This window comes from Bradyrhizobium sp. USDA 3256 (assembly GCF_054058275.1).
Genome location: NZ_JBSSAE010000002.1, coordinates 1,363,686 through 1,389,619 on the forward strand (window position 1 = coordinate 1,363,686; position 25,934 = coordinate 1,389,619).

27 protein-coding genes are annotated in these 25,934 nt (G+C 65.9%); 20 read left to right on the forward strand and 7 right to left on the reverse strand.

Annotated features, from left to right (window positions below; genetic code table 11):
• The first annotated feature begins 51 nt into the window (after positions 1 to 51).
• The 5 genes from ACVWY5_RS08165 to hemC all read left to right on the forward strand — a co-directional run bounded on the left by ACVWY5_RS08165 (position 52) and on the right by hemC (position 3,986).
• Positions 52 to 618, forward strand: a complete 567-nt coding sequence (locus ACVWY5_RS08165; RefSeq protein ID WP_321176837.1) for a M20/M25/M40 family metallo-hydrolase — start codon at positions 52 to 54, stop codon at positions 616 to 618.
• Positions 606 to 1,472, forward strand: coding sequence for a M20/M25/M40 family metallo-hydrolase (locus tag ACVWY5_RS08170; RefSeq protein WP_321176836.1), 867 nt, complete (start codon positions 606 to 608; stop codon positions 1,470 to 1,472). Before ACVWY5_RS08165 ends, ACVWY5_RS08170 begins: the two co-directional genes overlap by 13 nt.
• On the forward strand, positions 1,472 to 2,290 hold the full coding sequence (locus ACVWY5_RS08175; RefSeq protein ID WP_028334551.1) for an aspartate dehydrogenase: 819 nt from the start codon (positions 1,472 to 1,474) through the stop codon (positions 2,288 to 2,290). Before ACVWY5_RS08170 ends, ACVWY5_RS08175 begins: the two co-directional genes overlap by 1 nt.
• Positions 2,290 to 2,910, forward strand: coding sequence for a bifunctional nicotinamidase/pyrazinamidase (gene pncA, locus ACVWY5_RS08180; protein ID WP_028334550.1), 621 nt, complete (start codon positions 2,290 to 2,292; stop codon positions 2,908 to 2,910). Before ACVWY5_RS08175 ends, pncA begins: the two co-directional genes overlap by 1 nt.
• Before the next feature lie 65 nt (positions 2,911 to 2,975).
• The gene (hemC, locus tag ACVWY5_RS08185) at positions 2,976 to 3,986 is read left to right on the forward strand and encodes a hydroxymethylbilane synthase (RefSeq protein ID WP_050387865.1); all 1,011 of its coding nucleotides are present in this window, start codon (positions 2,976 to 2,978) and stop codon (positions 3,984 to 3,986) included.
• Between the two features lie 6 nt (positions 3,987 to 3,992).
• Here the strand turns inward: hemC and ACVWY5_RS08190 are convergent, their stop codons facing one another.
• The 3 genes from ACVWY5_RS08190 to ACVWY5_RS08200 are packed head-to-tail and all read right to left on the reverse strand — an operon-like array spanning position 3,993 to position 6,526.
• A complete protein-coding gene (locus ACVWY5_RS08190; RefSeq protein WP_028334548.1) occupies positions 3,993 to 4,682 on the reverse strand; it encodes a DUF1045 domain-containing protein in 690 nt (229 codons plus the stop codon).
• Positions 4,683 to 4,691: 9 nt separating this feature from the next.
• On the reverse strand, positions 4,692 to 5,864 hold the full coding sequence (locus ACVWY5_RS08195) for an alpha-D-ribose 1-methylphosphonate 5-triphosphate diphosphatase (RefSeq protein WP_028334547.1): 1,173 nt from the start codon (positions 5,862 to 5,864) through the stop codon (positions 4,692 to 4,694).
• The gene (locus ACVWY5_RS08200) at positions 5,861 to 6,526 is read right to left on the reverse strand and encodes an LbetaH domain-containing protein (RefSeq protein WP_028334546.1); all 666 of its coding nucleotides are present in this window, start codon (positions 6,524 to 6,526) and stop codon (positions 5,861 to 5,863) included. The genes ACVWY5_RS08195 and ACVWY5_RS08200 overlap by 4 nt, the downstream gene beginning before the upstream one ends.
• Before the next feature lie 210 nt (positions 6,527 to 6,736).
• Here ACVWY5_RS08200 and phnC point away from each other — a divergent pair, with 210 nt between their 5' ends.
• From phnC to phnE (ACVWY5_RS08220), 4 genes are all read left to right on the forward strand, one after another.
• Positions 6,737 to 7,552 carry a phosphonate ABC transporter ATP-binding protein gene (phnC, locus tag ACVWY5_RS08205; RefSeq protein ID WP_028334545.1) on the forward strand — a complete coding sequence of 272 codons (816 nt, stop codon included), beginning with the start codon at positions 6,737 to 6,739 and terminating at the stop codon, positions 7,550 to 7,552.
• Positions 7,553 to 7,631: 79 nt separating this feature from the next.
• Positions 7,632 to 8,564, forward strand: a complete 933-nt coding sequence (gene phnD, locus ACVWY5_RS08210) for a phosphonate ABC transporter substrate-binding protein (protein WP_028334544.1) — start codon at positions 7,632 to 7,634, stop codon at positions 8,562 to 8,564.
• Between the two features lie 79 nt (positions 8,565 to 8,643).
• Positions 8,644 to 9,528: a phosphonate ABC transporter, permease protein PhnE gene (gene phnE / locus ACVWY5_RS08215; protein ID WP_028334543.1), complete on the forward strand. Its 885-nt coding sequence runs from the start codon at positions 8,644 to 8,646 to the stop codon at positions 9,526 to 9,528.
• Positions 9,525 to 10,373 carry a phosphonate ABC transporter, permease protein PhnE gene (phnE, locus tag ACVWY5_RS08220; protein ID WP_028334542.1) on the forward strand — a complete coding sequence of 283 codons (849 nt, stop codon included), beginning with the start codon at positions 9,525 to 9,527 and terminating at the stop codon, positions 10,371 to 10,373. The genes phnE (ACVWY5_RS08215) and phnE (ACVWY5_RS08220) overlap by 4 nt, the downstream gene beginning before the upstream one ends.
• A gap of 168 nt (positions 10,374 to 10,541) precedes the next feature.
• On the opposite strand, the gene phnF is transcribed toward phnE (ACVWY5_RS08220), so the two are convergent.
• The gene (gene phnF / locus ACVWY5_RS08225) at positions 10,542 to 11,267 is read right to left on the reverse strand and encodes a phosphonate metabolism transcriptional regulator PhnF (RefSeq protein WP_028334541.1); all 726 of its coding nucleotides are present in this window, start codon (positions 11,265 to 11,267) and stop codon (positions 10,542 to 10,544) included.
• Positions 11,268 to 11,383: 116 nt separating this feature from the next.
• Here phnF and phnG point away from each other — a divergent pair, with 116 nt between their 5' ends.
• The 9 genes from phnG (at position 11,384) to ACVWY5_RS08270 (ending at position 18,389) form a co-directional block, all read left to right on the forward strand.
• Positions 11,384 to 11,845 (forward strand): phosphonate C-P lyase system protein PhnG, encoded by a 462-nt coding sequence (gene phnG, locus ACVWY5_RS08230; RefSeq protein WP_028334540.1) that lies wholly within the window; start codon positions 11,384 to 11,386, stop codon positions 11,843 to 11,845.
• Between the two features lie 4 nt (positions 11,846 to 11,849).
• The gene (gene phnH / locus ACVWY5_RS08235) at positions 11,850 to 12,458 is read left to right on the forward strand and encodes a phosphonate C-P lyase system protein PhnH (protein WP_028334539.1); all 609 of its coding nucleotides are present in this window, start codon (positions 11,850 to 11,852) and stop codon (positions 12,456 to 12,458) included.
• Between the two features lie 3 nt (positions 12,459 to 12,461).
• A complete protein-coding gene (locus ACVWY5_RS08240) occupies positions 12,462 to 13,565 on the forward strand; it encodes a carbon-phosphorus lyase complex subunit PhnI (RefSeq protein WP_028334538.1) in 1,104 nt (367 codons plus the stop codon).
• On the forward strand, positions 13,562 to 14,446 hold the full coding sequence (locus tag ACVWY5_RS08245) for an alpha-D-ribose 1-methylphosphonate 5-phosphate C-P-lyase PhnJ (protein WP_016846424.1): 885 nt from the start codon (positions 13,562 to 13,564) through the stop codon (positions 14,444 to 14,446). The genes ACVWY5_RS08240 and ACVWY5_RS08245 overlap by 4 nt, the downstream gene beginning before the upstream one ends.
• On the forward strand, positions 14,439 to 15,236 hold the full coding sequence (gene phnK / locus ACVWY5_RS08250) for a phosphonate C-P lyase system protein PhnK (RefSeq protein WP_028334537.1): 798 nt from the start codon (positions 14,439 to 14,441) through the stop codon (positions 15,234 to 15,236). Before ACVWY5_RS08245 ends, phnK begins: the two co-directional genes overlap by 8 nt.
• A gap of 8 nt (positions 15,237 to 15,244) precedes the next feature.
• On the forward strand, positions 15,245 to 15,943 hold the full coding sequence (phnL, locus tag ACVWY5_RS08255) for a phosphonate C-P lyase system protein PhnL (RefSeq protein ID WP_028334536.1): 699 nt from the start codon (positions 15,245 to 15,247) through the stop codon (positions 15,941 to 15,943).
• Positions 15,944 to 15,956: 13 nt separating this feature from the next.
• The gene (locus tag ACVWY5_RS08260) at positions 15,957 to 17,111 is read left to right on the forward strand and encodes an alpha-D-ribose 1-methylphosphonate 5-triphosphate diphosphatase (RefSeq protein ID WP_028334535.1); all 1,155 of its coding nucleotides are present in this window, start codon (positions 15,957 to 15,959) and stop codon (positions 17,109 to 17,111) included.
• Positions 17,108 to 17,701 (forward strand): phosphonate metabolism protein/1,5-bisphosphokinase (PRPP-forming) PhnN, encoded by a 594-nt coding sequence (gene phnN / locus ACVWY5_RS08265; protein ID WP_028334534.1) that lies wholly within the window; start codon positions 17,108 to 17,110, stop codon positions 17,699 to 17,701. The genes ACVWY5_RS08260 and phnN overlap by 4 nt, the downstream gene beginning before the upstream one ends.
• A 76-nt stretch (positions 17,702 to 17,777) precedes the next feature.
• Positions 17,778 to 18,389, forward strand: coding sequence for a pyridoxamine 5'-phosphate oxidase family protein (locus tag ACVWY5_RS08270; RefSeq protein ID WP_028334533.1), 612 nt, complete (start codon positions 17,778 to 17,780; stop codon positions 18,387 to 18,389).
• Between the two features lie 110 nt (positions 18,390 to 18,499).
• On the opposite strand, the gene ACVWY5_RS08275 is transcribed toward ACVWY5_RS08270, so the two are convergent.
• On the reverse strand, positions 18,500 to 20,224 hold the full coding sequence (locus tag ACVWY5_RS08275; protein ID WP_028334532.1) for a sulfate permease: 1,725 nt from the start codon (positions 20,222 to 20,224) through the stop codon (positions 18,500 to 18,502).
• Positions 20,225 to 20,293: 69 nt separating this feature from the next.
• Positions 20,294 to 20,893, reverse strand: coding sequence for a TetR/AcrR family transcriptional regulator (locus ACVWY5_RS08280; RefSeq protein WP_028334531.1), 600 nt, complete (start codon positions 20,891 to 20,893; stop codon positions 20,294 to 20,296).
• A 204-nt stretch (positions 20,894 to 21,097) separates the two neighbouring features.
• On the opposite strand from ACVWY5_RS08280, the gene ACVWY5_RS08285 reads away from it, so the two are divergent.
• Complete coding sequence (locus ACVWY5_RS08285; RefSeq protein ID WP_028334530.1) at positions 21,098 to 22,342, forward strand: efflux RND transporter periplasmic adaptor subunit; 1,245 nt, start codon at positions 21,098 to 21,100, stop codon at positions 22,340 to 22,342.
• A gap of 23 nt (positions 22,343 to 22,365) precedes the next feature.
• Positions 22,366 to 25,548: an efflux RND transporter permease subunit gene (locus tag ACVWY5_RS08290; protein ID WP_028334529.1), complete on the forward strand. Its 3,183-nt coding sequence runs from the start codon at positions 22,366 to 22,368 to the stop codon at positions 25,546 to 25,548.
• Between the two features lie 137 nt (positions 25,549 to 25,685).
• On the opposite strand, the gene ACVWY5_RS08295 is transcribed toward ACVWY5_RS08290, so the two are convergent.
• Positions 25,686 to 25,904 carry a hypothetical protein gene (locus ACVWY5_RS08295; protein ID WP_028334528.1) on the reverse strand — a complete coding sequence of 73 codons (219 nt, stop codon included), beginning with the start codon at positions 25,902 to 25,904 and terminating at the stop codon, positions 25,686 to 25,688.
• Positions 25,905 to 25,934 lie beyond the last annotated feature (30 nt).

Here is a 25,934-nt window from a genome sequence, read left to right on the forward strand (position 1 = left end):
GTGCCGGCTGTCTGAATTCGCTCCGATCAGGTGGCGGAATTCCGGGAGAGCATGATGTCGCACAAGGCTAGAGACACGGTTCGGTCGCTGCGGCTCGCGGCGGCGCTCGGTCCGGCGCTGCTGGCAACCGGTGCCGCGGCGCAGGGGCTGACGGAGCAGCAGCAATTCGCCCGCGGCATCTACCAGGAGCTGGTCGAGATCAACACGACCACCGCGACCGGCGATACCCAGAAGGCGGCGGAGGCGATGGGCGCGCGGCTCCGCGCGGCGGGCTTCCCCGAGGCCGACGTGCACGTGTTCTCGCCGGCGCCGCACAAGGGCAATCTGGTGGCGCGGCTGCACGGCTCCGGCGCGCGCAAGCCGATCCTTCTGGTTGCCCATCTCGACGTCGTCCCCGCTAACCGCGAGGACTGGTCGGTCGATCCGTTCAAGCTCACCGAGCAGGATGGTTATTTCTACGGCCGCGGCTCCAGCGACGACAAATACATGGCGTCCGCCTTCATCACCAATCTGATCCGCTACAAGAAGGAGGGCTATAAGCCCGACCGCGACATCATCGTCGCGCTCGAGACCGACGAGGAATCCTCGATGCCAACGCTCTCGGCATGCAGTGGCTGATCAAGAACCACCGCGACCTGATCGATGCCGAGTTCGCGCTCAATGAAGGCGGCGGCGTCGGTCTCAAGAACGGCAAGGCGATCCGCAACAGCGTGCAGACCAGCGAGAAGGTCTCGATCGGCTACCAGCTCACGGTGAAGGATCGCGGCGGCCACTCATCGCTGCCGCGCAAGGACAATGCGATCTATCACCTCGCCGAAGGCCTCGTGCGGCTCTCCAATTACAGCTTCCCGATGAACCTCAACGAGACCACACGGATCTATTTCACCAAGATCGCCGAGGTCGACACGTCGCATGCCGACGACATCAGGGCGATCCTGGCGCCGCAGCCCGACCCGGCGGCGCTGGCGCGTTTGTCGGAGAATCCGGGCTATAATGCGCAGCTCCGCACCACCTGCGTCGCGACGATGCTGGAGGGCGGCCACGCCATCAACGCGCTGCCGCAGCTGGCGACCGCCAAGGTGAACTGCCGGATACTGCCCGGCGAGCCGGTCGAGGGCGTGCAGGCGACGATCGAGCGCGTGCTCGCCGACAAGCAGATCGCGGTGGCTCCGACCGGCAAGGCCGTGCTGAGCCCGCCGTCGCCTCTCAACGAGGAGATCATGGGTTCGATCGAGAAGCTGTCGAAGGAGTTCTGGCCGGATGCGTCGATCGTTCCGGTCATGAGCACCGGCGCAACCGACGGCAGCTATCTGCGCAATGCCGGAATTCCGACCTATGCTCATTCCGGGCTGGCCGCCGATGTCGACGACAATCGCAACCATGGCAAGGACGAGCGCGTGCTCGTCAAGTCGTTCTACCAGGGCGAGGAGTATCTCTATCGCCTGGTCAAGATGCTCGCCGGCGGGAAATGATGGCTGACAACAAGACAAGGACACGGGTTGCGGTCGCCGGCCTCGGCGCGATCGGCACCGACGTCGTCAAGGCGCTCGATCAGGGCATCGAGGGCCTGACGCTGGTCGCGGTGTCGGCGAACAGCCCGGGCAAGCACCGCGGCTGGGTGGCGGAGCTCAAGTCGGCGCCGAAGCTGATGCCGATCGAGCAGCTGGCCGAGATTGCCGACATCGTGGTCGAATGCGCGCCGAGCAAGCTGGTCCGTTCGATCGTGGCGCCGGTGGTCGAGCGGGGCAAGACCGCGGTCGTGCTCAGCGTCGGCGCGCTGCTCCAGAACGAGGACCTCGTCGATCTCGCGAAGGCCCATGGCGGCCAGATCATCGTGCCGACGGGGGCGCTGATCGGGCTCGATGCCGTGACCGCCGCGGCCGTCGGGACCATTCATTCGGCCAAGCTCGTGACGCGCAAGCCGGTCGCCGGCCTCGTCGGCGCGCCGCATCTGGTCGAGAACAACATCCAGATCGAAGGCATCACCGAGCCGCTGCGCATCTTCGAGGGCAGTGCGCGCGACGCCGCAAAGGGCTTTCCGGCCAACCTCAACGTCGCGGTGGCGCTGTCGCTCGCCGGCATCGGCCCCGACCGCACAAGGGTCGAGATCTGGGCGGATCCGACGGTGACGCGCAACACCCACCGGATCGAGGTCGATTCCGATTCCGCGCGGTTCTCGATGATGATCGAGAACATTCCCTCGGAGAACCCGAAGACCGGCCGCATCACCGCGCTGTCGGTGATCGCCTGCCTGCGCAAGCTGCGCGCATCATTGCGGATCGGCACCTGATGAAGATTGCGCCCGACGATCTCTTCCTTATCATCGACGTGCAGAACGATTTCTGCCCCGGCGGCGCGCTGGCGGTCGCGGACGGCGATGCCGTCGTGCCTGTCGTCAACCGGCTCGCCGAGCGGTTCGACCATGTCGTGCTGACCCAGGACTGGCACCCGGCGGGCCACAGCTCGTTTGCGACCTCGCATCCGGGCGCGGCGCCGTTCTCTGAGATCGCCATGCCTTATGGGCCGCAGACGCTGTGGCCGGATCATTGCATCCAGGGTACGGCCGGCGCCGCGTTCCATCCCGACCTCGCCACCGAGCGGGCCGAACTCGTGATCCGTAAGGGGTTTCGGACCGCGATCGATTCCTATTCGGCGTTCTTCGAGAACGACCGCAAGACGCCGACCGGGCTCGCCGGCTATCTGCGCGAGCGCGGCTTCAGGCGCGTCGTGATGGCCGGGCTCGCCACGGATTATTGCGTGCAGTATTCGGCGCTCGATGCGCGCCGGCTCGGCTTTGAGACCATTGTCGTACTGTCGGGCTGCCGCGCCATCGACCTCGGCGGCTCGCTCGCGGCCGCCACGACGGCAATGCGCGAGGCCGGAGTGGAGCTTGTTAAGGACACCGTCTGAGCGTGGCCAAACAGGGGCAAAAACCGTTGTTTTGACTGGCTTTTTGTTCTAATCCCCAGCCGTTGATGATCACGCGCAGCGGAGCTTTCGTGTCGGGACAGGTTTTGCGGATTGGGACGCGCAAGAGCGCGATGGCGCTCGCGCAGACGGACGAGGTTGCGCGGCTGCTGCGCGCTTCGGCGCCGGATCTTGCCGTCGACATCGTCAAGTTCGAGACGCGCGGCGACCAGGACCAGACCAGCAAGCTGTTGCGCCATGGCGGCAAGGGCGGCGCCTTCGTCGCCGAGATCCGCGAAGCCATGCGTGCCGGCACCTTGCAGGCGGCGATGCATTCGCTGAAGGACGTACCGGGCAATGAGGAGACGCCGGGTCTCGTCATCGCCGCGATGCTGGCGCGCGATGCCGCCAATGACAGCCTCGTGCTGCGTCCCGGCCTGTCGCTCGACACCCTTCGCGCCGCGCGCGGCAAGGGCTTCATGATCGGCACCAATGCCGTCCGCCGCGCCGCCTATCTGCGCCGGCTGTTTCCGGAAGCGACCGTGATCCACTATCGCGGCGCCGCCGACACGCGGGTGGCAAAACTCGATCGCGGCGACAAGCAGCGGCTGCCCGGCGGCGGCGAGGTCGGGCCGGCGGACGCGCTGGTGATGGCGCGCTCGGGTCTCGAGCGCATCGGCATGACCGCGCGTATCGCGCATGATTTCTCCGTCGGCGAGATGCTGCCTGCGGTCGGCCAGGGCATTGTCGCGGTGGAATGCGTCGACACCGACTGGGCGACACGTGCGCGGCTTGCCGGGATCGACAACGTGCAGTCGCGGCTCGCCGCCGAGGCCGAGCGCGAGGTGCTGTGGGTGCTCAACGGCCATTGCAATTCGCCGATCGCCGGCCACGCCACGCTTGCGGGCAGCGAGATGACGCTGCGCGCCTCCGTGCTCGACGAGGCCGGCGCCGGCTTCATCGAGGTGACGCGGCGCGGGCCGGCCGATCGGCCGCGCGAACTCGGCCGCGCCGTGGGCATGGAGCTGCTGGAGAAGGGCGCCGCTGAGATCATCGCCCGCACCCGGGTGGAGGAATAGCGCGCGCTACGCCCGCAGCGGCCAGCTGTCGATGATGCGGAAGCGTGATGCGCTGTCGGTCTGCTTGAACAGCGCGATGCGGTCGATTGCGAGCCTCGTGAGGTCGACCGCCGCGAACCGTGTGCGCAGCTGCGCCACGATCGGGCCCCGCCGCTCGTCGCTCAGCCGTCCCGTCAGCGTCATGTGGAAGCGGAACTCCTCCATGACGTAGGGATAGCCCCAGCGGTCGAGATAGTCGCACTGCCGCGCGGTGAGTTTCTCTGGCCTGCGGCGCGCGCGATCTTCCGGTGTCAGCGGCGCGCGGAACGCGTCGAATTCCGTGACGCAATCGGCAGCAAGCTGTTGCAGATCATCCGAGCGGCTGGCCGGGATCACCGCGATGAAGCCGCTGATGGCATCGACCACCGGTTCGATCACCGGAATGCGCCGCGCGCGACCGGCGAAGGCGGCGCAGGCATCGAGAAGCTCGGCCTCGCTCCGACCGTCGGCGAGCGCGGTGGGCGCCTTCAGCGTGGCGTGGAATCCATACTTGCGCGGATCTTCGGTGACCTCGCGCCAGTCGGGCGTGACGCCTTCGGGAAACGGCAACGCGTCGCCTGACACGGCATCGTAGCCGAGCAGCGTCGAACCGAAGCGGTGCAGCGCGCTGTCGGGTGACGGCGCATAGTAGATCGCGTAGCGCGGAGTATTGGCCATGGGACTGAGCTACGCCGCCGCAACCGTCTTGCGCGGCGCGAGCGAATGAACGAGGCAGCTCGCGTCGGCCAGATGCACCAGCCGTCCGGCCGAGATCACGGCGACAATGCGCGGCCGCAGCGGCACCTTGTCGTCGACGACGACGATGTCGGCACGGCGGCCCGCGGCGAGCACGCCGCGGTCGGCGAGCCCGGCCGCGCGGGCCGGCGCCGACGAGATCAGGTCCCAGGCTCTGGCGAGCGGCAGGATGCCGTCGGCGGCGAGGCGGAACGCCGCGAGCAGCTGCGCCGGATAGTAGTAGTCCGACGCCAGCACCGAGCAGAGGCCCTGTGCGATCATGTCGGATGCCTTGGTCCAGCCGGTGTGGCTGCCGCCGCGCACCACATTGGGCGCACCGAACACGATGAAGTCGCCCGCCGCCGCAGCGTCGCGCGCGGTCTCCTCGTTGACGGGGAATTCGGCGATCGTGGCGCCCAGCGCGCGAAACTCCTGGCGCATCGCCGGGCTGTTGTCGTCGTGCGACAGCATGCGGATATCGGCCGCGCGCGCAGCGGCGGCCAGTCGCGCGATCGAGGCAGGCACCTCGGGACGGCGCGCCACGATCCGGTCCAGCATGTCGTTGACGGCCTCGACGGAGAGCCCGGTGCGCTCGGCCAGCTGGTTGCGCTTCTTCGGCTTGACGTTGCTGTGGTCGTTGAAGGCGAACAGGTCTATGCGGCCCTCACTGAGCCATTGAATGATCTCGGCCTCGGCCTCGAGATTGTGGGTCTCGTGGCGCAGATGGAAGCGGGTGTCGGCGGCGAGCTGCGGCCGCAGCGCCTCGATCGCATCGAGCAGCTTGCGCGCATTCTCCGCGCTGCGCAGGCCGGGCTCCCACGACCACGTCGTGCCATGGAACACGGTGGTGATGCCGTTGGCGATCGCCTGCCGGTCGCTGTCGATCAGCGCCACGTCGGTCGGGAAGTCGACGCCGGGGCGCGGCATCATCTGCCGCTCGAACGCATCGCCGTGCAGGTCGATCATGCCGGGCAGCACGAGGAGGCCGCTGGCATCGATGTGCAGCGCGGCGCGACCCTGCTCGGCGTCGAGCGCGCCGATGTCGCGGCCTGCGGTCCGCAGCGAGGTCTCGACCAAGGCGCCGTCAACCAGCGTGCGCCCGCCCTCGATGAAAATGTCCGTCACGATGCGGCGCTCCGTTGTTTGGCTTGTGATTGGGATACGGCCTCGGCCTCATGCTTGTCGAGGAATTCCTCGACCGCGAGCTTGCGAAAGTCAGGCAGGACACGCCGAAGTGTTTCGTGATCCCAGTCCCACCATGCGAGCGCAGCGAGGCGGTCGGCGATCGTCTCGGAGAAGCGCCGCTTCACCGGCCGCGCCGGATTACCGGCGACGATGGTGTAGTCGGGAACGTCCTTGGTCACGATGGCGCCGGCGGCGACGACAGCGCCGGTTCCGACGTTCCGGCCCGGTAACAGGATCGCACCGTGCCCGATCCAGACGTCATGGCCGATATGCACGTGATGCGCACGTCGCCAGTTGAAGAAGTCGGTGTCGTCGCTCTCCCCGGGGAAATACGCGCTGGCGCGGTAGGTGAAATGCGCCTGAGTCGCGCGATGCATCGGGTGGTCGCCGGGATTGATGCGGGTCATCGCGGCGATCGAGCAGAACTTGCCGATCGAAGTGTAGGTGATCTGGCTGTCGTTCACGACGTAAGAATAGTCATCCATGCTGACTTCAAGCAGGATCGTGCGCGCGCCGACCTCGGTATACTTGCCGAGCTTGCTCTCGCGCACCGACGCTGTCGGGTCGACGGTCGGCACAACCGAGAGTGTTTTTCCGGCCATCGGGGCCTCCGCAAATCTTAAAGAATCTTGGGCTTCCGGGGATGCGTGCTCGTCATCGGGACGCTTGATGACAACATCATGACGTCGGGATGACGGCAAGGGAGCGACAAGGGAGGGGTGTGGACGATCGCCGCACCGCAGCGCTGTCGTCACATAACTGTAAAACGCCGGGGATAGCGATGGCCCAACGAGGCGCGGTTGGAGCATTACATGCTGGTGGTGGAAGGTTTGACGTGCCGTTTCGGCACGAAAGCCGCAGTCGACAACGCGTCCTTTTCGATCGCGCCGGGCAGCTTTGTCGGCGTGATCGGCCGCTCCGGTGCCGGCAAGTCGACGCTGCTGCGGATGATCAACCGTCTCGCCGATCCGACCTCCGGCCGTATCCTGTTCGAAGGTACCGACGTCACCGCGTTGCGCGGCAAGGAACTGCGGCGGTGGCGCGCGCGCTCGGCGATGATCTTCCAGCAGTTCAATCTGGTCGGCCGCCTTGACGTGCTGACCAACGTGCTGATGGGCCGGCTGGCCCAGATTCCGTCATGGCGGTCGCTGGCGCAGGTCTGGCCGGAGCAGGACAGGGCGCTGGCGCTGTCGGCGCTCGAGCAATTCGACATCGCCCAGCTGGCGGCGCAGCGCGCCGACCAGCTCTCCGGCGGCCAGCAGCAGCGCGTCGCGATCGCCCGCGCGCTGGTGCAGGAGCCCGACATCATTCTCGCCGACGAGCCGATCGCCTCGCTCGATCCGCGCAACACCAAGATCGTGATGGACGCGCTGCTGCGCATCAACAAGCATTTCGGCATCACTGTGCTTTGCAATCTGCACTCGCTCGACCTGGCGCGGACCTATTGCGACCGCCTGGTCGGCATGGCCGCGGGTCGCGTGGTGTTCGATGGCGCCCCCGCGGCGCTCACCGACCATATCGCCCGCGAGCTCTATGACCTCGAGGCCAATGACGTCATCGGCGCAGCACCGCTGCCCGCGCCCGACGGTGCAACTGCGCCGGCACTCGGCACCGCAGCCGCGGCCTGAGCGTCGCGCATTTTTCAATCTGGGAGGCCGGGCATTTTGCCCGGCCAACAGGTGCAACTACAACAAAAGAGGGGTAGTCATGTTCACTCGTCGCATCATTCTGGCTGGCGCCGCCGCGCTGGCATTTGCCGGTTCGGCCTCCGCGCAGGACTGGAAAGCAAAATACCCGGAGCTCACCTTCGCGGTGGTGCCGGCCGAGAACGCCTCCGGGGTCACCGAGCGCTGGACGCCGTTCGTGGCGTATCTGTCGAAGGAGCTCGGCGTGAAGGTCACGCTGCGCATTGCCAACGACTACGCGGCCGTCATCGAAGGCCAGCGCGCCGGCAACATCCAGATCGCCAGCTACGGCTCGGCCTCGTTCTCTCGCGCGCGCCTGACCGGCGTCAAGACCGACGCGTTCGCCAACGATATGAACGCCGACGGTTCGACCGGCTATTACTCGGTGTTCTTCGTCAAGGCGTCGAGCCCGTACAAGACGGTCGAGGACCTGAAAGGCAAGAATCTCGGCCTGGTCGATCCGAACTCGACGTCCGGCAACAACGTGCCGCGCTTCGAACTCAACAAGATGGGCATCGCGAACGCCGAAGGCTATTTCGGCAAGGTCGTGTTCACCGGCAGCCACGAGAACGCCGTCCTGGCGCTGTCGCAGGGAACCGTTGATGTGGCCGCCAACCAGTGGACCAACGAGGACGATTCCACGCTCGCCCAGATGCTGACCAAGGGCATGCTGAAGAATGCCGACGGCTCGGCGATGAAGAAGGATGATTTCCGCATCATCCACAAGTCGGCGCTGATCATCAACGGCCCCTATGCGTACAACACCGATCTTCCGGAGGACCTGAAGGCCGCGATCGCAAAGGCCTTCTTCGACGCCCCGACCAAGGACAAAGCCGCCTTCGACCGTCTGTCCGACGGTCAGAAGAAGGGCTTCCATCCCGCCACCACCAAGGATTGGGACGGCACCATCGAGCTGATCAAGTTCGTCGACGGTTTGCGCAAGAAGGCGAGCTGATCGCACGCCTGACGTCACGAGGGCCGGGCGTATAGCCCGGCCCTTTCCACTCAACTTCGAACCGGACTGGCACGCGTCGATGGCGACCGCCGTATCCATTCTTCCAGCGCAGCAACTGGCGACATTGGAGGACGCCTACCGCAAGTCCGTCGCACGCAAGCGGTTGAAGGCCGCGCTGGCAACGGCGGCATTCTGTGCGGTGCTGGTGATCGCGGCGTTCGGCGCCGAAGTGAACCTGCGCACGCTGTTCACCTATTTCGGCAATTTCGTCAGCTATTTCGATCGCATCCTGACGCTGGATTCCGGCGCGCGGGTCTGGACCGATCCCGCCGAATGGTTCTGGGGTTGGCATAAGTGGCTGAAGATGCTCGGCGAGACGATCCTGATCAGCTATGTCGGCACGCTGACGGGTGCCGTGCTTGCCTTCGCGCTCAATTTCTTCGCGGCCCAGAATACGTCGCCGGGCCCGTGGGCACGTTTCACGATCCGCCGCCTGCTGGAATTCGCCCGCACCGTCCCTGGCATCGTGTTCGCGTTGATCTTCGTGATCGCGTTCGGCCTCGGGCCGATGGCCGGCGTGCTGGCGATCGCGATCCACACCACCGGGGCGCTCGGCAAGCTGTTTGCCGAGATCGTCGAGAATGCCGACATGAAGCCGGTCGAGGGCATCCGCTCCACCGGCGCGAGCTGGCTGTCCTGCATGCGCTTTGCCGTGCTGCCGCAGGTCTCCGCCGGCTATGCCAGCTATGCGCTGCTGCGCTTCGAGATCAACGTCCGCGAGGCGTCGGTGATGGGCTTCGTCGGCGCCGGCGGCATCGGCCAGGAGCTGGTGGTCGCGATCCGCAAGTTCTACTATTCCGACGTCAGCGCCATCCTCATCACCATCATCGTCACGGTCTTCATCATCGACATTTCGACCGGCTGGCTGCGCGGCCGGCTGTTCGGCAAGGAGACCCGTCGATGAGCCAGATGCCGAGGCCGGACACCACGGAACTGCGCGCGAAGTACCCCGGCGTCTTCGAACGTCCCGCATCGGCACGGCTGGCGATGCCAGCCATGATCGCGGCGGCGCTCGCGATCTTCGTGTTCGGCCTGGTCGATCTCGACTTCTCGCCGTCCAGGCTGATCGCGGGCCTCGGCCAGCTCGGCTGGATCACCATGCTGATGCTTCCGCCGAATCCGGGCTCGTCGTTTCCGCTCTACATGCAGGCGCTCGGCGAGACGCTGTCGATCGCGGTGCTCGGCACCACGCTTGCCGCGGTTTTGGCGCTGCCGGTCAGCCTGCTGGCGGCGCGCAACATCATCCCCTCGAACCTGATCCGCTTTCCGGTGCGCCGCTTCCTGGACTCGATCCGCGGCGTCGATACGCTGATCTGGGCGCTGGTCTGGATCAACGTCGTCGGTCTCGGCCCGTTCGCCGGCGTGCTCGCGATCATGGTGTCCGACTTCGGCGCGTTCGGAAAGCTGTTCTCGGAGGCGATCGAGGCGGCTGATCGCAAGCAGGTCGAGGGCATTCGCGCCTCCGGCGGCAACGCCCTGCACGAAATCCGCTTCGGCCTGCTGCCGCAGGTGCTGCCCGTGATCGCCGGGCAGGTGCTCTACTTCATCGAGTCGAATACCCGTTCGGCGACCATCATCGGCATCGTCGGCGCCGGCGGCATCGGCTTGCAGCTCGCCGAGCAGATCCGCGTGCTGGAATGGCAGAAGGTGTCGTTCCTGATCCTGATGATCCTGATCGCAGTTGCCGCGATCGACTTCATCTCGAGCAAGCTGCGCTTTGCGATCATCGGGCAGCGTGCGGTGGTGTAGCTTCTTCTTCGCCTCTCCCCGCGTGCGGGGAGAGGCCGGAATTTTCGCGTGGCGCAAACTCCGGGTGAGGGGGACTCTCCGGGGACTCACAGCTTCCGGATTCGCGGAGACAGCCCCTCACCCCCACCCTCTCCCCGCCAGAGCGGGGCGAGGGAGAAGTGCTCATCGTCAACCGTTCTCGACCAGAAATTCCACGCGCTCGGCGGCGAAGCGCGAACGCTTGGTCACCAGCGGCTGGTCCAGCATGTCGACGTCGGTTGCGTCGACCACCAGCACCGGCCGGCCCAGCGGCAGGTCGAGCCGCGCGGCGTCGGTCGCATCGACGATCGCTGCGGTGATCCGGGTCGAGGCGCGGTGGTAGTCCTTGACGCCGTAATGCCCGAGCAGCTTCGTCATCGAGCGGACGTTGGCGAATACGCTGCCGGCATCAGGAAACCGCTCGGCCGACAGCCAGGTGGTGGAAACGCAGATCGGCGTCCGGTCGGCGAGCCGCACCGCTTCGATCCGGATCAGCGGCGCACCGATCTTCAGCCCGAGCTCGCGTGCGATCTCGCGATTGGCGGTGTCGCTGCTCGCATCGATCAGCTGGCCGCGCGGCTCGTGGCCGCCGGCGCCGACAATCTCGGAAAACCGCGTGCGTGAGCGCAAGGGATAGGCGAGGCGCTGGGCTTCGACATAGGTGCCGCTGCCGCGCTCGGCGCGCACCAGGCCGCGCTCGGCCAATGCGGCGAGCGCCCGCCGCACGGTGTGCCGGTTGACCCGGTACGTCTCGGCGATCTCCATCTCGCCGGGCAGCTTTTCGCCGGCGGCAAAGCGGCCGTCAGCGATGCCGCGCTCGATGCCGTCGGCGACCTGCCGCCACAAGGCGACGCCGGAACTTTCCTGCATGCTCATGGCGCGGTGATACCAGAAATCTTTGGTTTGTCACGAAACAGTCATGGCGCTCCGCTATCAAGTTGTCTAGTATCATAGACAACTTGATGCAAGCAAGGTTGCCCAAAGGTTTGCCCATGAGTTCGATCGGACCAAACAGCAAACAAGCCCAGCGCAAGGCCGCGATGACCGTGCTGGCGCACGCCGCCGCTGCGGACATCGCCGGCAGGCTGGCGGCGATCGCAGTGCCCGCGCATGAGAACCTGCGTGAGCCGGAAAACGGCCTTGTGATGCTGCGCGGGCGGATCGGCGGCGACGGTGCGCCGTTCAATCTCGGCGAGGCGACGGTGTCGCGCGCGGCGGTGCGGCTTGCGACTGGCGAGGTCGGCTTCGGCTACACGCTCGGCCGCGACGCGCGGAAGGCGCAGATGATCGCGCTGTGCGACGCCATGGTGCAGTCGGCGGAGTTGTCCGGCGAGGTGGAGGCCAAGGTGATTGGGCCGCTGCGCGTCGCCATGAACGCCGAACGCGGCCGCAAGGCAGCGGAAACCGCGGCGACGCGGGTCGATTTCTACACGATGGTGCGCGGTGAGGGATGATGCAATGACGACGATTGCCGAAATGCCCGCGGGCTTTGCCGACAAGGTGCTGTCGGCACAGTCGACCTTCCGTTCCGTGATGGATGCGATGGCGCGCCCGGGCAGCGTGCAGCGCGTCGCCGCTGATGTCGGAACGCCGGCCGGCATGATGCGCGGCTCGGCCGCGATCGCGCTGACGCTGTTCGATCACGATACGCCGATCTGGCTCGACGCGGCGATGTCGGCGACGCCGGACGTCGCCCGCTGGCTGAAGTTTCACGCCAGCGCGCCGGTGATCACCGATTCCTCGATCGCGAGCTTCGCGCTGATCGGCGATGCCGCGAACCTGCCGGCGCTCGATCGCTTTGCGTTCGGCAGCAGCGAGTATCCTGACCGCTCGACCACGCTGATCCTGCAGGTCGACAGCCTGTCGCAGGGGCCGGCCTTCGAGCTGAAAGGACCCGGCATCGACGGCAGCGCCGTGCTGCAGGCGATGCTCAAGCCGCGCGACCTGTTCCAGCGGCTTGCGATCAACGAAGCCTTGTTCCCGCGCGGCATCGATGTCGTGTTGGTCCATGACGATGCCATTGTGGCGATCCCGCGCACCACGCGGCTGATCGCAAGCGGAGTGTAAGCGATGTATGTAGCCGTCAAGGGAGGCGAGCGCGCCATCGAGAATGCCCATCGGCTGCTCGCGCATGAGCGGCGCGGCGACCGCGACGTGCCCGAGGTGACGCTGGCACAGATTTCCGAGCAGCTCGCGCTCGGTGTCGATCGCGTGATGACCGAAGGTTCGCTCTACGACCGCGAGCTCGCGGCGCTCGCGATCAAGCAGGCGCGCGGCGACATGATCGAGGCGATCTTCCTGGTCCGTGCCTTCCGCGCCACGCTGCCGCGCTTCGGCGCCACTGAGCCGGTCAACACCGGCGAGATGCAGGTGCGGCGGCGGATCTCCTCGACCTTCAAGGACGTTCCGGGCGGCCAGATCCTGGGCCCGACCTTCGACTACACCCATCGCCTGCTCGATCCGCAGCTCGCGCAAGGCTTTGTGCCGGAGCAGCCGGCGACCGCGGACGCCTCGCAGGCCGCCACGCCGCGGGTGACCGACATTCTCGGCCGCGATGGCCTGATCGAATCCTCACCGCAGGCAGATAGCAACACGCCGGTCGGCGACCTCACGCGCGAGCCGCTGAGCTTTCCGGCCGACCGCGATTTGCGGCTGCAGAATCTGGCGCGCGGCGATGAGGGCTTCCTGCTCGCGCTCGGCTACTCGACGCAGCGCGGCTATGGCCGCAACCACCCGTTCGCCGGCGAGATCCGCTTCGGCGAGGTCGAGGTCGAGTTCTTCGCCGAGGACGCGGGCTTTGCCGTGCCGCTCGGCTCGATCGAGTTGACCGAGTGCCAGATGGTCAACCAGTTCAAGGGCTCGACGACCGAGGCGCCGTGCTTTACCCGCGGCTATGGCCTCGCCTTCGGGCAGAGCGAGCGCAAGACCATGTCGATGGCGCTGGTCGATCGCGCTTTGCGTGCGCGCGAGCTCGGCGAGGAGGCGGCGGCGCCGGCGCAGGACGAGGAGTTCGTGATGTCGCACTCCGACAATGTCCAGTCGACCGGCTTTGTCGAGCATCTCAAGCTGCCGCATTACGTCGACTTCCAGTCCGAGCTCGGCCTGTTGCGCAAGCTGCGGCAGGAGTTTGCGGAAGCCAACGAGGCCGTGGAAATGCAGGAGGCCGCGGAATGAACGCGCCGACGTACAATTTCGCCTATCTCGACGAGCAGACCAAGCGGATGATCCGCCGCGCGATCCTCAAGGCGATCGCGATCCCCGGCTATCAGGTGCCGTTCGCGAGCCGCGAGATGCCGATGCCCTATGGCTGGGGCACCGGCGGCGTGCAGGTGACCGCCGCGATCCTCGGTCCCGACGACGTGCTGAAGGTGATCGACCAGGGCTCGGACGATACCACCAACGCGATCTCGATCCGCAAGTTCTTCGGCAAGACCGCGGGTGTCGCGACCACGACCTCGACCACGGACGCGACCGTGATCCAGACCCGGCATCGCATTCCCGAGGCGTCGCTGCATGCCGGGCAGGTGCTGGTCTATCAGGTGCCGATCCCCGAGCCGCTGCGCTTCCTCGAGCCGCGCGAGACCGAGACGCGGCGCATGCACGCGCTCGCCGAATACGGGCTGATGCACGTCAAGCTCTACGAGGACATCGCGCGCTTCGGCCATATCGCCACCGCCTACGCCTATCCGGTGAAGGTGAACGCGCGCTACGTGATGGACCCGTCGCCGACACCGAAATTCGACAATCCGAAGATGGACAATTGCGCGGCGCTGCAGCTGTTCGGCGCCGGCCGCGAAAAGCGCATCTACGCGATCCCGCCCTACACCACCGTGGTGTCGCTGGACTTCGAGGATCACCCGTTCACGCGCTACCGCTTCAACGCGCCCTGCGCGCTCTGCGGCGCCGACAATTCCTATCTCGACGAGATCGTCACCGACGACAAGGGCGGCCGGATGTTCGTCTGCTCCGACACGGACTTCTGCGAGCAGCGCCAGGCCGCCGGCCATCACGGCACCGAGAGCGCAGCGCCGCACAAGGAGAAGGCGCATGTCTGAGCTCCCGAGCCTCGACAACGACGAGCCGCTGCTGCTGGCCGAGGGGCTTGCCAAGAATTACGGCCGGCTGGCGGCCTGCCGCGACGTCTCGTTCGCGCTCTATCCCGGCGAGGTGCTGGCGATCGTCGGCGAGTCCGGCTCGGGCAAGTCGACGCTGCTGCAGCTGCTCTCGGCGCAGCTCGCGCCGAGTGCGGGCCGGGTGTCCTACCGGATGCGCGACGGCGTGCTGCGCGATCTCGCTGAACTCGGCGAGGCCGAGCGGCGCTTCCTGTTTCGCACCGACTGGGGCTTTGTGCACCAGGACCCGGCGCAGGGGCTGCGCATGGGCGTCTCGGCCGGCGCCAATGTCGGCGAGCGGCTGATGGCGGTCGGCTGGAATCACTACGGCCGCATCCGTGACACCGCATCGACCTGGCTGGAGCGGGTCGAGATCGATACCGGCCGCATCGACGACGCGCCGAAGACCTATTCCGGCGGCATGCGGCAGCGGCTGCAGATCGCCCGCAACCTCGTCACCGAGCCGCGGCTGGTGTTCATGGACGAGCCGACCGGCGGTCTCGACGTCTCGGTGCAGGCGCGATTGCTCGACCTGATGCGCAACCTCGTCAGCGAGCTCGGGCTTGCCGCGATCGTCGTGACCCACGATCTGGCGGTGGCGCGCTTGCTCTCGCATCGCGTGATGGTGATGAAAGGCGGCCGCGTCATCGAGACCGGCCTCACCGACCAGGTGCTCGACGATCCGCGCGAGCCCTACACCCAGCTGCTCGTTTCCTCGATTCTTCCGCCATGAGCGTGCCAATGACCGCGATGATCGAACTTGCCGACGCCGAGAAGACCTTCACCATGCACCTGCAGGGCGGCGTCGAGCTGCCCGTGGTGCGCGGCGTCTCGTTCCACGCCGATCCGGGCGAGTGCGTGGTGCTGTCGGGCCCGTCGGGCGCCGGCAAATCTTCGATCCTGAAGATGATCTTCGGCAACTATCGTTGCGACAGCGGCCGGATCGGCATCCGCCACCATGGCAAGGTTGTCGACCTTGCCACCGCCGAGCCGCGCCAGGTGCTGAGCATCCGCCGCTCGACCATCGGCTATGTCAGCCAGTTCCTGCGCGCCGTGCCGCGGGTGGCGACGATCGACGTCGTCGCCGAGCCCTTGATCGTCAACGGCGTGGCGCGCGAGGAGGCCCGCGCGCGCGCCGGCCAGCTGCTGCGCCGGCTCAACATTCCGGAGCGGCTTTGGACCCTGCCGCCCTCGACCTTCTCCGGCGGCGAGCAGCAGCGCGTCAACATTGCACGCGGCTTCATCTCGGACCTGCCGATCCTGCTGCTGGACGAGCCGACCGCTTCGCTCGATGCGGCCAATCGCGCCGTGGTGGTCGAGCTGATCGCGGAGAAGAAGACCAAGGGCGTCGCGATGGTCGCGATTGTCCATGACGACGAAATCCGCCATCTGATCGCCGACCGTATCGTCGACGTGACCTCGTTCGCGGCTGCTGCCTGAAGGACCGTTTGAAATGACCGCCAAGCAAGACACCATCATCGGCAACGCCCGGCTGGTCCTCGCCGATCGCGTGATCGAGCAGGGCTGGGTCGCGATCGCTGATGGCAGGATCGCGGAATTCGGCGAGGGCAGGGCGCCCGAGGCCGCCGAGGATGCCGGCGGCGACCTCCTGATGCCCGGGCTGATCGAGCTGCACACCGACCATCTCGAGATGCACTATGTGCCGCGGCCGAAAGTGTTCTGGAATCCGGTCGCGGCCGTGATCTCCTATGACGGTCAGCTCGCGACCTCAGGCATCACCACGGTGCTGGATTCGCTCCGGGTCTGGCGCGAGGACGGCGCCGAGGATGTCGACGGGCGCGCCGGCGTGCTGGCGGCGGCGATCTCGGCGGCGCGCGAGGAGAATCTACTGCGCGCCGATCACTTCCTGCATCTGCGCTGCGAGGTCCCGATGCCGGACGTGGTCGCCGAGGCCAAGGAACTGATCGACCGGCCGGATGTGCGGCTGATGTCGCTGATGGACCACACGCCGGGTCAGCGCCAGTTCCGCGACGAGGTCAAGCTGCGCGACTACTATCGCGGCAAGGGCGGCGGCATGACCGACGCCCAGCTCGACGTGCTGTTCGCGCGGCGCTTCGCCTATCAGAAGGAATATGCGGTGGCGAACACCCGCGCGATCGTCGCGCTGGCGCATGAATACCGGATCCCGCTGGCGAGCCATGACGACACCACCGACGAGAACGTGGTCGACGCCGTCAACGACAAGGTCGCGGTGGCGGAGTTCCCGACCACGATGGAAGCCGCGCGGGGCTTGCACGCCGCCGGCATCGACATCCTGATGGGCGCGCCGAACGTGGTGCGCGGCGGCTCGCACTCCGGCAACATCGCAGCCGTCGATCTCGCCAATGAGGGCATGCTCGATATCCTGTCGTCAGACTACATCCCGTCCAGCCTTTTGATGGCGGCGCTGCAATTGCCGCGGCACGTGCCGGCGATCGATCTCGCTTCGGCCGTGCGCACCGTGACCAAGACGCCGGCCGAAGCGGTCGGGCTCAACGACCGCGGCGAGATCGCGCTCGGCCGCCGCGCCGACCTGATCCGCGTGCACGTCGCGCGCGATCTGCCAGTCGTGCGCAGCGTCTGGCGCGAAGGAGGGAGGGTCGCATGACCGATGCATCCGTCGTCGCCGATCGGCGCGCCGGAATCGGTCCCGGCCGGCTGATCCTGGTGGTCGGTCCGAGCGGCGCCGGCAAGGATACGCTGCTGGGGTTCGCCAAGGCGGCCTGTGGCGATGATCGCGATGTCGTGTTTCCCCGTCGGCTGATCACCCGCAAGGCCTCGGCGTCGGAGGACAATGAGGAGGTCAGCGCGGAAAGCTTCCAGCGCGCGGTAACCGCCGGCGACTACGCCATGCACTGGGAAGCGCACGGCCATCGCTACGCGCTGTCGCGGTCGATCAACGACGATTTAGGCGCCGGACGCACCGTGATCGCGAACGTCTCGCGCACCGTGATCGCCGCGGCGCGCCGCAACTATGCCAATGCTGTCGTGGTGCTGGTCACGGCGCCGCCGGATGTGCTGGCCGCGCGGCTCGCAATGCGGGCGCGCAGCAGCGACGGCCTTCTCGAGCAGCGGCTGGCCCGCACCGTCGACGAGAGCACGTCGACGCCCGATTTCACCATCGTCAATTCCGGCACCGCCGACTATCATGCGCGACAGCTTGTCCGCATCATCAAGGGCGAACGCTGGGACGACTAGAGCGTTTTCGAGCGAAATGGATACCGGTTCGCGTCAAGAAAATGCGTCGAAAGGCAGCAAAGGGAGAAGAGCACGAATGTCGGTGATCGAAACGGTCGAGCAGCTCGAGGCGATCTACGGCTTCCCAAATGACGCGTCGACCGTGAAGGTCGCCGACCACGTGACGCCGCTCTATCGTGTGCTCATCGAGAAGTCGCCGTTCGTGTCGCTTGCCACCGCAGGCCCCGAAGGGCTCGATTGCTCGCCGCGCGGCGATCTGCCGGGCTTCGTGCGCATCCATGATGCGAAGACGCTGATGATGCCGGATCGCCGCGGCAACAATCGCTGTGATTCGCTGCGCAACATCGTTCGCGATCCCCGCGTCGGCTTGCTGTTCCTGATTCCCGGCTCGGGCAGCACGCTGCGCGTCAACGGCCGCGCCTATGTCACGGCCGAACCGGAGCTGCTCGCCTCCTTCATGATGGAAGGCAAGGCACCGCGCACGGTGATCGTGATGCATGTGGAGGAGATCTATTTCCAGTGCGCGCGCGCGATCGTGCGCTCCGATCTCTGGAATCCGGACAGGCGGGTCGATCCGAAGGTCTTGCCGACGCCGGGCCAGATTCTTGCCGAGATGAGCGAGCACACGGTCGGCGGCGAAAAATACGATCGGGAATGGCCGGAGCGCGCGCGGCAGACGATGTGGTGACGGGCCCGGACGGCTGGGAAGCATGATCCGGAAAAGTGCGAAGCGGCTTTCCGAAAGATCATGCTCAAACAAAAGTGCCATAGCGCGCTGGCGATTGAACCCATCGCGCTTTAGGCCTCGGCGCGGTCTTCCCAGTCCTCCCAGGTCACGTCAGCATTGATCTCGAGGTAGCGCGCAACGGCAACGCCGATGGTCGGGAAGAAATTGTTCTCGCCAAGCTGCGCCAGCAGGCCGAATTTCTTCAGCTTGTCCTTGACGGGGTCCTTGAGCTCGGCAAAGCACAGCTCGATCTTCTGTGCGTGCAATGCCTCGTCGAGCTCGGCGAGAATGTCGCCGGCGGTCACATCCACGCTGGTGACCGGCTCGGCCGTGACCACCAGCCAGCGCACCGCCGTCGGGGATTTTGCCACCGCATCCAGCGCGCGTTCCTTGAAGAACTCGGCATTGGCAAAGAACAGCGGCGCATCCCACCGGAACAGCACCAGCCCGGGGATCTGGCGCGCATCAGGGTATCGCGTGATGTCGTGATAGCCCTTCACGCCGGAGGCGCGGCCCAGCACGGCGGAATGCGGCCGCCAGCCGTCCCACAGGAATTCGACGATCGCGAGCACGATGGCGAGGCCTATTCCCGGAATCACGCCGAGCACGGCTACGCCGACGAAGCAGACCATCGATAGCCAGAACTCCCACTGCTGAATGCGGTAGATTCGCCTGAGGTCGCTGATCTCAAACAAGCCGAGCGCAGCAGCGATGACGACGGCGGCCAATGCTGCGTTGGGCAAGTGCTGCAGCAAATTCGGCGCTATCAGCAGCAGGAAGGCGATGGCCAGCGCGCCGATGACGCTGGTCAATTGCGTGCGCGCTCCGGCAGCTTCCGCAACGGGCGTGCGCGATCCGCTGCTGCTGATCGGAAAACCCTGAAAGAAGCCGGCCGCCAGATTCGCCGCGCCGAGTCCCACCATCTCCTGATTGGGATCAACGCGATCGCCCAATCGTCCCGCATAGGCGCGCGACAGCACGCTGGTATCGGCGAACGACACCAGCGCGACGGCGCTGCCGCCGATCAGCACCTGCACGACGTCGCCATAGCCGATCCTGGGAATGGCGAATCCCGGCAAGCCCTGGGGAACCGAACCCAGGACGGTCACGCCGAAGCGGGCCCCGAGATCGAAAACCCCGGTGACGACCGTCGCCGCGACGACGGCAATCAGAATGCCGGGCAACCGCTTGTTCCGGGCGAGCAGCAGGATCACCGCCAGCGTCGCAAGGCCGATCCCGAGGGTCGCCCAATTCGTCTTTCCGTCGACGATTGCTCCGACGACCGCCCAGAGACTGCGCAGAGGTCCATCGCCTTCAATGGAAAAGCCGAACAGCTTTGGCAGCTGGCTGATCAGCACGGTCAGGGCTATTCCGTTCATGTAGCCGTAGCGGATCGGCTTGGAGAGAAGCTCGGTCAGGAATCCCAGCCGCGCGATGCCCGCGACGATGCATATCGTCCCAGAGACGACCGCCATCATGGCGGCCAGGGTTGCCGCACGCATCGGATCGCCGCCAGACAGCGGAACGACGACGCCGAGGATGATGGCCGCAAGCGCCGAGTCCGGCCCAAGGACAAGGATGCGGCTCGGCCCGAACAGCGCGTAGACCAGCAGCGGGATGATCGTCGCATAGAGCCCGTAGATGCCGGGCAGGCCGGACGCTTCCGCATAGGCGATGCCGACCGGGACCAGCATGGTCGCGAGCACAAGCCCGGCGACGATATCGTGTGGAAGCCACGCCGCTTGATATCGACGCAGCGTGGTGAGACCTGGCAGCCAGCCGGTCCAATGCTTCATCGCCGGTCACTCCCAACGTCGTTGGGGCCGCAGGCGCTTGACGTGAACCGCTCTACCCCTTCAACCGCTCTACCCCTTCGCCTGCTCATCAAACGCCTTCAGCGACACCGCTGCAATCTCGCGCAGCGCGTTGCGGTCGGCACCCGAGGAAGCCATCACGCACATGCCTGATGTCACCGCGGAGAGATAGCGGGCAAGGGTGGCCGGATCGGCGCTTTCGCCCAGGTCGTGTTCGGCCTTCGCGCGGACAAAACGCTCGTGCAACTGGTCCTCGGTTCGGGTGCGGCGCGCTGCCAGTTCAAATGGAACATTCTCCGAGCCGGTGCCGCAGGCAAGGCCGCCCTGGACCAGCAGGCAACCGGGCGGGTTGGCGGGATCGGTCTGGGCGTCCGCGTGCTCCATCAAAAATCGTTCGGCCACCTCTCGGGCGGTGGAGGCGCCCAAAACCTTTTCCATCCACGCGTCGCGCTTCTCGGTGTAGCGGTCGAGCGCGGCCTTCAGCAGACCCTCCTTGCTGCCAAACGCGGCATAGAGGCTGGGCGGATTGATATTCATCGCCTCGGTGAGCTGCGCGATCGTCGCGCCCTCGTAACCATGGCGCCAGAACACATCCATGGCCTGGTCCAAAGCGGCGTCCGCGTCGAAAGCGCGGGGGCGTCCCATTCCCATTTTTCGTTGCTCCGTAAGCCGGGTGCCGTTTCTATGACGGATTGTCCCTGGCTTATCCTCTTGTTGCACGTGATGTTTTTCCGCGACTTCCCATTTCCCCATGAATGAGATAAGAAATTCATAGTGCTCGATACATAAGTATCTTGCGAACCGGCGTCCAGCTCCACATCTGTAGCGAACACTACAGATATCTGGAGCGCGTGAATGCCCTCGTCAATCCAAAATCCCCGTTCCGGCCGCTTCCGACGTGTCGTCGGCGGTATCGTGATCCTTGGCGGCCTCGCGGTGGCCGGTTCGATCGCGACCGGCCACTATTTTCATGCCGCACAGGCGACCGCGACTGCCGCAGCTCCCGAGCCGGCGGTCCCGGTCACCGTCGCCGTGATCCAACCGCGGTCGACCACGCTGTTCGATGACTTCTCGGGCCGGCTCGAAGCCGTCGACCGTGTCCAGCTCCGGCCGCGGGTGGCCGGTGCGATCCTTTCGACCAACTTCACTGAGGGCGCGCTGGTGAAGTCCGGCGACATCCTGTTCAAGATCGACCCCGCGCCCTACGCGGCCGAGGTCGATCGCGCCCAGGCACAGCTCGAGGCCGCCAAGGCCCGCGTCGTGTTCACCACGAGCGAAGTCGAGCGCGGCGCGCAGCTGGTCGGCAACAACATCGTGACCAAGCGCGATTTCGACCAGCGCGACAACGCCAATCGCGAGGCAATCGCCAACGTCAAGGCCGCTGAGGCCGCGCTGCAGACGGCCAAACTCAATCTCGACTACACCGAGGTGCGGGCGCCGGTCGACGGCCGGGTCGGCAGGATCGAGGTCACCGTCGGCAATCTCGTCGCCGCCGGCACCTCGTCGCCGGTCCTGACCTCGCTGGTCTCGGTCAATCCGATCTATGCGAGCTTTGATGCCGACGAGGAGGTCGTGCTGCGCGCGCTGAACTCGATCGCGGACGCCTCCGGCAAGCGAGGCAATCTCGACCAGATTCCGGTCGACATGGTGACGTCGGGCGGCCTCGGCGCCAAGGGGCACATCCAGCTGATCGACAACCAGGTCAACGGGCAGAGCGGCACCATCCGCGTCCGCGCCGTGTTCAAGAACGATGACGGCCGGCTGATCCCGGGGCAATTCGCCCGCGTGCGCATGGGCCAGCCCAAGCAGCAGACGCTGGTGCTGATCGACGAGCGCGCCGTCGGCACCGACCAGGACAAGAAGTTCGTCATGTTGGTCGGCGACGACAGCCGCGCCGTCTATCGCTCCGTCACGCTCGGTGGCTCGGTCGACGGCCTGCGGATCGTCACCGCCGGCCTGAAATCCGGCGACCGCATCGTCGTCAACGGCTTGCAGCGCGTGCGTCCGGGTGCGCTTCTGAAGATGGAAGTCGCCGAAATGGGCGCGCGCAGCATGCAGCAGGCATCCACTGAAACCAACCAGCACGTCGTGCAGCGCTAGGCGCTGCGCGCGGGGGCGGAGCCATGAATCTCTCAAAATTCTTTATCGACCGGCCGATCTTCGCCGGCGTGCTTTCGATCCTGATCTTCCTGGCCGGCCTGATCTCGCTGCTGGCGATGCCGATCTCGGAATATCCCGATGTGGTGCCGCCGTCAGTCGTGGTGCGCGCAACCTATCCCGGCGCCAATCCGAAGGTGATCGCCGAGACCGTCGCAACGCCGATCGAGGAGCAGATCAACGGCGTCGAGGGCATGCTCTATATGTCGAGCCAGGCCACCACCGACGGCGCGATGACGCTGACGGTGACGTTCCGGCTCGGCACCGACCCCGACAAGGCGACGCAATTGGTGCAGAACCGCGTGCAGCAGGCCGAGCCGCGCCTGCCGGCTGTGGTGCGCCAGCTCGGCATCATCACCAAGAAGAGCTCGCCCGACCTCACCATGGTCGTGCATCTGCTGTCGCCGAACAACCGCTACGACATGACGTATCTGCGCAACTACGCCGTGCTCAACGTCAAGGACCGGCTGGCGCGGATCGACGGCGTCGGCGACGTCCAGCTCTATGGCGCCGGCGACTATTCGATGCGGGTCTGGGTCGACCCGCAGAAGGCCGCCGAGCATGCGCTGACCGCAAGCGACGTGGTGCGCGCGATCCAGGCGCAGAACGTCGAGGCCGCCGCCGGCGTGGTCGGCTCCTCGCCCAGCGTCAAGGGCCTCGACCTGCAGCTCTCCGTCAATGCCGAGGGACGGCTATCGACCGAAGAGCAGTTCGGCGACATCGTGGTCAAGACAGGTTCGGCCGGCGAGGTGGTGCGGCTGCGCGACGTCGCGCGGATCGAGCTCGGCGCCTCCGAATACGGCCTGCGTTCGCTGCTCGACAACAAGCAGGCGGTCGCGATCCCGATCTTCCAGGCGCCGGGTTCGAACGCGCTGGAGATCTCCGACCATGTCCGCGCCACGATGGCCGAGATCAAGAAGAACATGCCGGAAGGCGTGTCGTACCAGATCGTCTACGATCCGACGCAGTTCGTGCGTTCCTCGATCGAGGCCGTGATCCACACGCTGCTCGAGGCGATCGCGCTCGTCGTGCTGGTCGTGATCCTGTTCCTGCAGACCTGGCGCGCCTCGATCATTCCCTTGATCGCGGTTCCGGTGTCGATCGTCGGCACCTTCGCGGTGATGCATGTGTTCGGCTTCTCGATCAACGCGCTCAGCCTGTTCGGCCTGGTGCTGGCGATCGGCATCGTGGTCGATGACGCCATCGTCGTGGTCGAGAACGTCGAGCGCAACATCGAGTCCGGCTTGTCGCCGCGCGACGCCACCAACCAGGCGATGCGCGAAGTGTCCGGCCCGATCATTGCGATCGCGCTGGTGCTGATCGCGGTGTTCGTGCCGCTCGCCTTCATCTCTGGTCTCACCGGACAGTTCTACAAGCAGTTCGCACTGACGATCGCGATCTCGACCGTGATCTCGGCTGTGAACTCGCTGACGCTGTCGCCGGCGCTGTCGGCGCTGCTGCTGAAGGGCCATCACGAGCCGAAGGACTGGCTGACCCGGATCATGGAGAAGTCGCTGGGCTGGTTCTTCCGCGGCTTCAACAAGGTCTTCACCAAGTCCTCCGAGAACTACGGCCGCACCGTCACCAAGGTGATCTACGGCAAGGCGGTGGTGATCGGCCTCTATGTGCTGCTGATCGGCTTGACCGGCGTGCTGTTCAAGCAGGTGCCATCAGGCTTCGTGCCGGGCCAGGACAAGCAGTATCTGGTCGGCTTTGCCCGGCTGCCCGACGGCGCGACGCTCGATCGCACCGAGGAAGTGATCCGCAAGATGAGCGACATCGCGCTGACCCAGCCGGGTGTCGAGAGCTCGGTGGCGTTCCCTGGTCTGTCGATTTCCGGCTTCACCAACTCCTCCAATGCCGGCATCGTGTTCTCGACCCTGAAGCCGTTCGACGAGCGCAAGGATCCGTCGCTCAGCGGTCCGGCGATCGCGATGGCGCTGAACAAGAAATATGCCGGCATCCAGGATGCCTTCATCGCCATGTTCCCGCCGCCGCCGGTCAACGGCCTCGGTACCATCGGCGGCTTCAAGCTGCAGATCGAGGACCGCGCCGGCCTCGGCTATGAGGCGCTGAACGACGCGACCAAGGCGTTCATGGCGGCGATGCAGAAGGCGCCGGAGATCGCCGGCGTGTTCTCGAGCTTCCAGGTCAACGTGCCGCAGCTGTTCGCCGATATCGACCGTACCAAGGCGTTGCAGCTCGGCGTGCCGGTCACGGAAGTCTTCAATACGCTGCAAATCTATCTCGGCTCCTACTACGTCAACGACTTCAACAAATTCGGCCGCACCTATTCGGTCTATGTGCAGGCGGACGCGCCGTTTCGCGCGCGTGCCGACGACATCAGGCAGCTGAAGGTGCGCTCGTCGTCGGGCGACATGGTGCCGCTGTCGGCGCTGTTGAAGGTCCGCCAGAGCGCTGGGCCGGAACGTGCGATCCGCTACAACGGCTTCCTGTCGTCCGACATCAATGCCGCTGCTGCACCCGGCTATTCCTCCGGCCAGGCGCAGGAGGCGGCGACGCGGATCGCCGCCGAAACGCTGCCGCCCGGATTCGCCTTCGAATGGACCGATCTGACCTATCAGGAGTTCATCGCCGGCAATTCCGGAATCTGGGTGTTTCCGCTGGCGATCCTCTTGGTGTTCCTGGTGCTGGCCGCGCTCTATGAGAGCCTGGCGCTGCCGCTCTCGATCATCATGATCGTGCCGATGGGGCTGTTGGCGGCGATGTTCGGCGTCTGGCTGTCGAAGGGCGACAACAATGTCTTCACCCAGATCGGCCTGATCGTGCTGGTCGGATTGTCAGCCAAGAACGCCATCCTGATCGTCGAATTCGCGCGCGAGCTCGAATTCGCCGGGCGGTCACCGATCCGTGCCGCGATCGAGGCGAGCCGGCTGCGGTTGCGGCCGATCCTGATGACCTCGATGGCGTTCATCATGGGCGTGCTGCCGCTGGTGCTGTCGACCGGCGCGGGCTCGGAGATGCGGCGCGCGATGGGCGTCGCGGTGTTCTCCGGCATGATCGGCGTCACCGTGTTCGGCCTGTTCCTGACGCCGGTGTTCTACGTGCTGCTGCGCAGCCTCACCGGGATGAAGCCGCTGACGCAGCACGGCGAGACGACTATCCCTGGAAAAGCACACGCGGCATGATGCCGCGTGTACAGAACGTTTTCGAGCGAAGTGGATACCGGTTCGCGTGAAGAAAACGCGGCAAAACAAAAAAAACGAGAGCTTCGGCTTTGATTCAATCAAAACTGAAGCTCTCGTTCGTGTCATTTTCGGCGAGGTCAGGCTGCGATATCGAGCAGCAGCAATGACGAACCGCGGACCAGCACCTTCCGGCCCGCGGGCGTCAGTTCAAACGAATCGCCGCGCACGGCGACATAGCCGAGCGTGATCAGGCTCTCGACGGCAAAGCGGTTCAGCCGTGAAGGGTTTGCTGCGGGAGCCCGCAACGCTTTCAGCGCATCCCACTGATCGGGTCTGAGTTCGAATTCTTCGCTCATCGGTCCAGGCACTCCAGAAGTTCTTGGCGA

What these genes read in the sequence shown, in the direction of transcription:
- ACVWY5_RS08165 (WP_321176837.1), top strand. Translation starts at nt 52, where the DNA reads ATGATGTCGCACAAGGCTAGAGACACGGTTCGGTCGCTGCGGCTCGCG.
- ACVWY5_RS08170 (WP_321176836.1), top strand. Translation starts at nt 606, where the DNA reads ATGCAGTGGCTGATCAAGAACCACCGCGACCTGATCGATGCCGAGTTC.
- ACVWY5_RS08175 (WP_028334551.1), top strand. Translation starts at nt 1,472, where the DNA reads ATGGCTGACAACAAGACAAGGACACGGGTTGCGGTCGCCGGCCTCGGC.
- pncA (WP_028334550.1), top strand. Translation starts at nt 2,290, where the DNA reads ATGAAGATTGCGCCCGACGATCTCTTCCTTATCATCGACGTGCAGAAC.
- hemC (WP_050387865.1), top strand. Translation starts at nt 2,976, where the DNA reads ATGATCACGCGCAGCGGAGCTTTCGTGTCGGGACAGGTTTTGCGGATT.
- ACVWY5_RS08190 (WP_028334548.1), bottom strand. Translation starts at nt 4,682, where the DNA reads ATGGCCAATACTCCGCGCTACGCGATCTACTATGCGCCGTCACCCGAC.
- ACVWY5_RS08200 (WP_028334546.1), bottom strand. Translation starts at nt 6,526, where the DNA reads ATGGCCGGAAAAACACTCTCGGTTGTGCCGACCGTCGACCCGACAGCG.
- phnC (WP_028334545.1), top strand. Translation starts at nt 6,737, where the DNA reads ATGCTGGTGGTGGAAGGTTTGACGTGCCGTTTCGGCACGAAAGCCGCA.
- phnD (WP_028334544.1), top strand. Translation starts at nt 7,632, where the DNA reads ATGTTCACTCGTCGCATCATTCTGGCTGGCGCCGCCGCGCTGGCATTT.
- phnE (WP_028334543.1), top strand. Translation starts at nt 8,644, where the DNA reads ATGGCGACCGCCGTATCCATTCTTCCAGCGCAGCAACTGGCGACATTG.
- phnE (WP_028334542.1), top strand. Translation starts at nt 9,525, where the DNA reads ATGAGCCAGATGCCGAGGCCGGACACCACGGAACTGCGCGCGAAGTAC.
- phnF (WP_028334541.1), bottom strand. Translation starts at nt 11,267, where the DNA reads ATGAGCATGCAGGAAAGTTCCGGCGTCGCCTTGTGGCGGCAGGTCGCC.
- phnG (WP_028334540.1), top strand. Translation starts at nt 11,384, where the DNA reads ATGAGTTCGATCGGACCAAACAGCAAACAAGCCCAGCGCAAGGCCGCG.
- phnH (WP_028334539.1), top strand. Translation starts at nt 11,850, where the DNA reads ATGACGACGATTGCCGAAATGCCCGCGGGCTTTGCCGACAAGGTGCTG.
- ACVWY5_RS08240 (WP_028334538.1), top strand. Translation starts at nt 12,462, where the DNA reads ATGTATGTAGCCGTCAAGGGAGGCGAGCGCGCCATCGAGAATGCCCAT.
- ACVWY5_RS08245 (WP_016846424.1), top strand. Translation starts at nt 13,562, where the DNA reads ATGAACGCGCCGACGTACAATTTCGCCTATCTCGACGAGCAGACCAAG.
- phnK (WP_028334537.1), top strand. Translation starts at nt 14,439, where the DNA reads ATGTCTGAGCTCCCGAGCCTCGACAACGACGAGCCGCTGCTGCTGGCC.
- phnL (WP_028334536.1), top strand. Translation starts at nt 15,245, where the DNA reads ATGACCGCGATGATCGAACTTGCCGACGCCGAGAAGACCTTCACCATG.
- ACVWY5_RS08260 (WP_028334535.1), top strand. Translation starts at nt 15,957, where the DNA reads ATGACCGCCAAGCAAGACACCATCATCGGCAACGCCCGGCTGGTCCTC.
- phnN (WP_028334534.1), top strand. Translation starts at nt 17,108, where the DNA reads ATGACCGATGCATCCGTCGTCGCCGATCGGCGCGCCGGAATCGGTCCC.
- ACVWY5_RS08270 (WP_028334533.1), top strand. Translation starts at nt 17,778, where the DNA reads ATGTCGGTGATCGAAACGGTCGAGCAGCTCGAGGCGATCTACGGCTTC.
- ACVWY5_RS08275 (WP_028334532.1), bottom strand. Translation starts at nt 20,224, where the DNA reads ATGAAGCATTGGACCGGCTGGCTGCCAGGTCTCACCACGCTGCGTCGA.
- ACVWY5_RS08280 (WP_028334531.1), bottom strand. Translation starts at nt 20,893, where the DNA reads ATGGGAATGGGACGCCCCCGCGCTTTCGACGCGGACGCCGCTTTGGAC.
- ACVWY5_RS08285 (WP_028334530.1), top strand. Translation starts at nt 21,098, where the DNA reads ATGCCCTCGTCAATCCAAAATCCCCGTTCCGGCCGCTTCCGACGTGTC.
- ACVWY5_RS08290 (WP_028334529.1), top strand. Translation starts at nt 22,366, where the DNA reads ATGAATCTCTCAAAATTCTTTATCGACCGGCCGATCTTCGCCGGCGTG.
- ACVWY5_RS08295 (WP_028334528.1), bottom strand. Translation starts at nt 25,904, where the DNA reads ATGAGCGAAGAATTCGAACTCAGACCCGATCAGTGGGATGCGCTGAAA.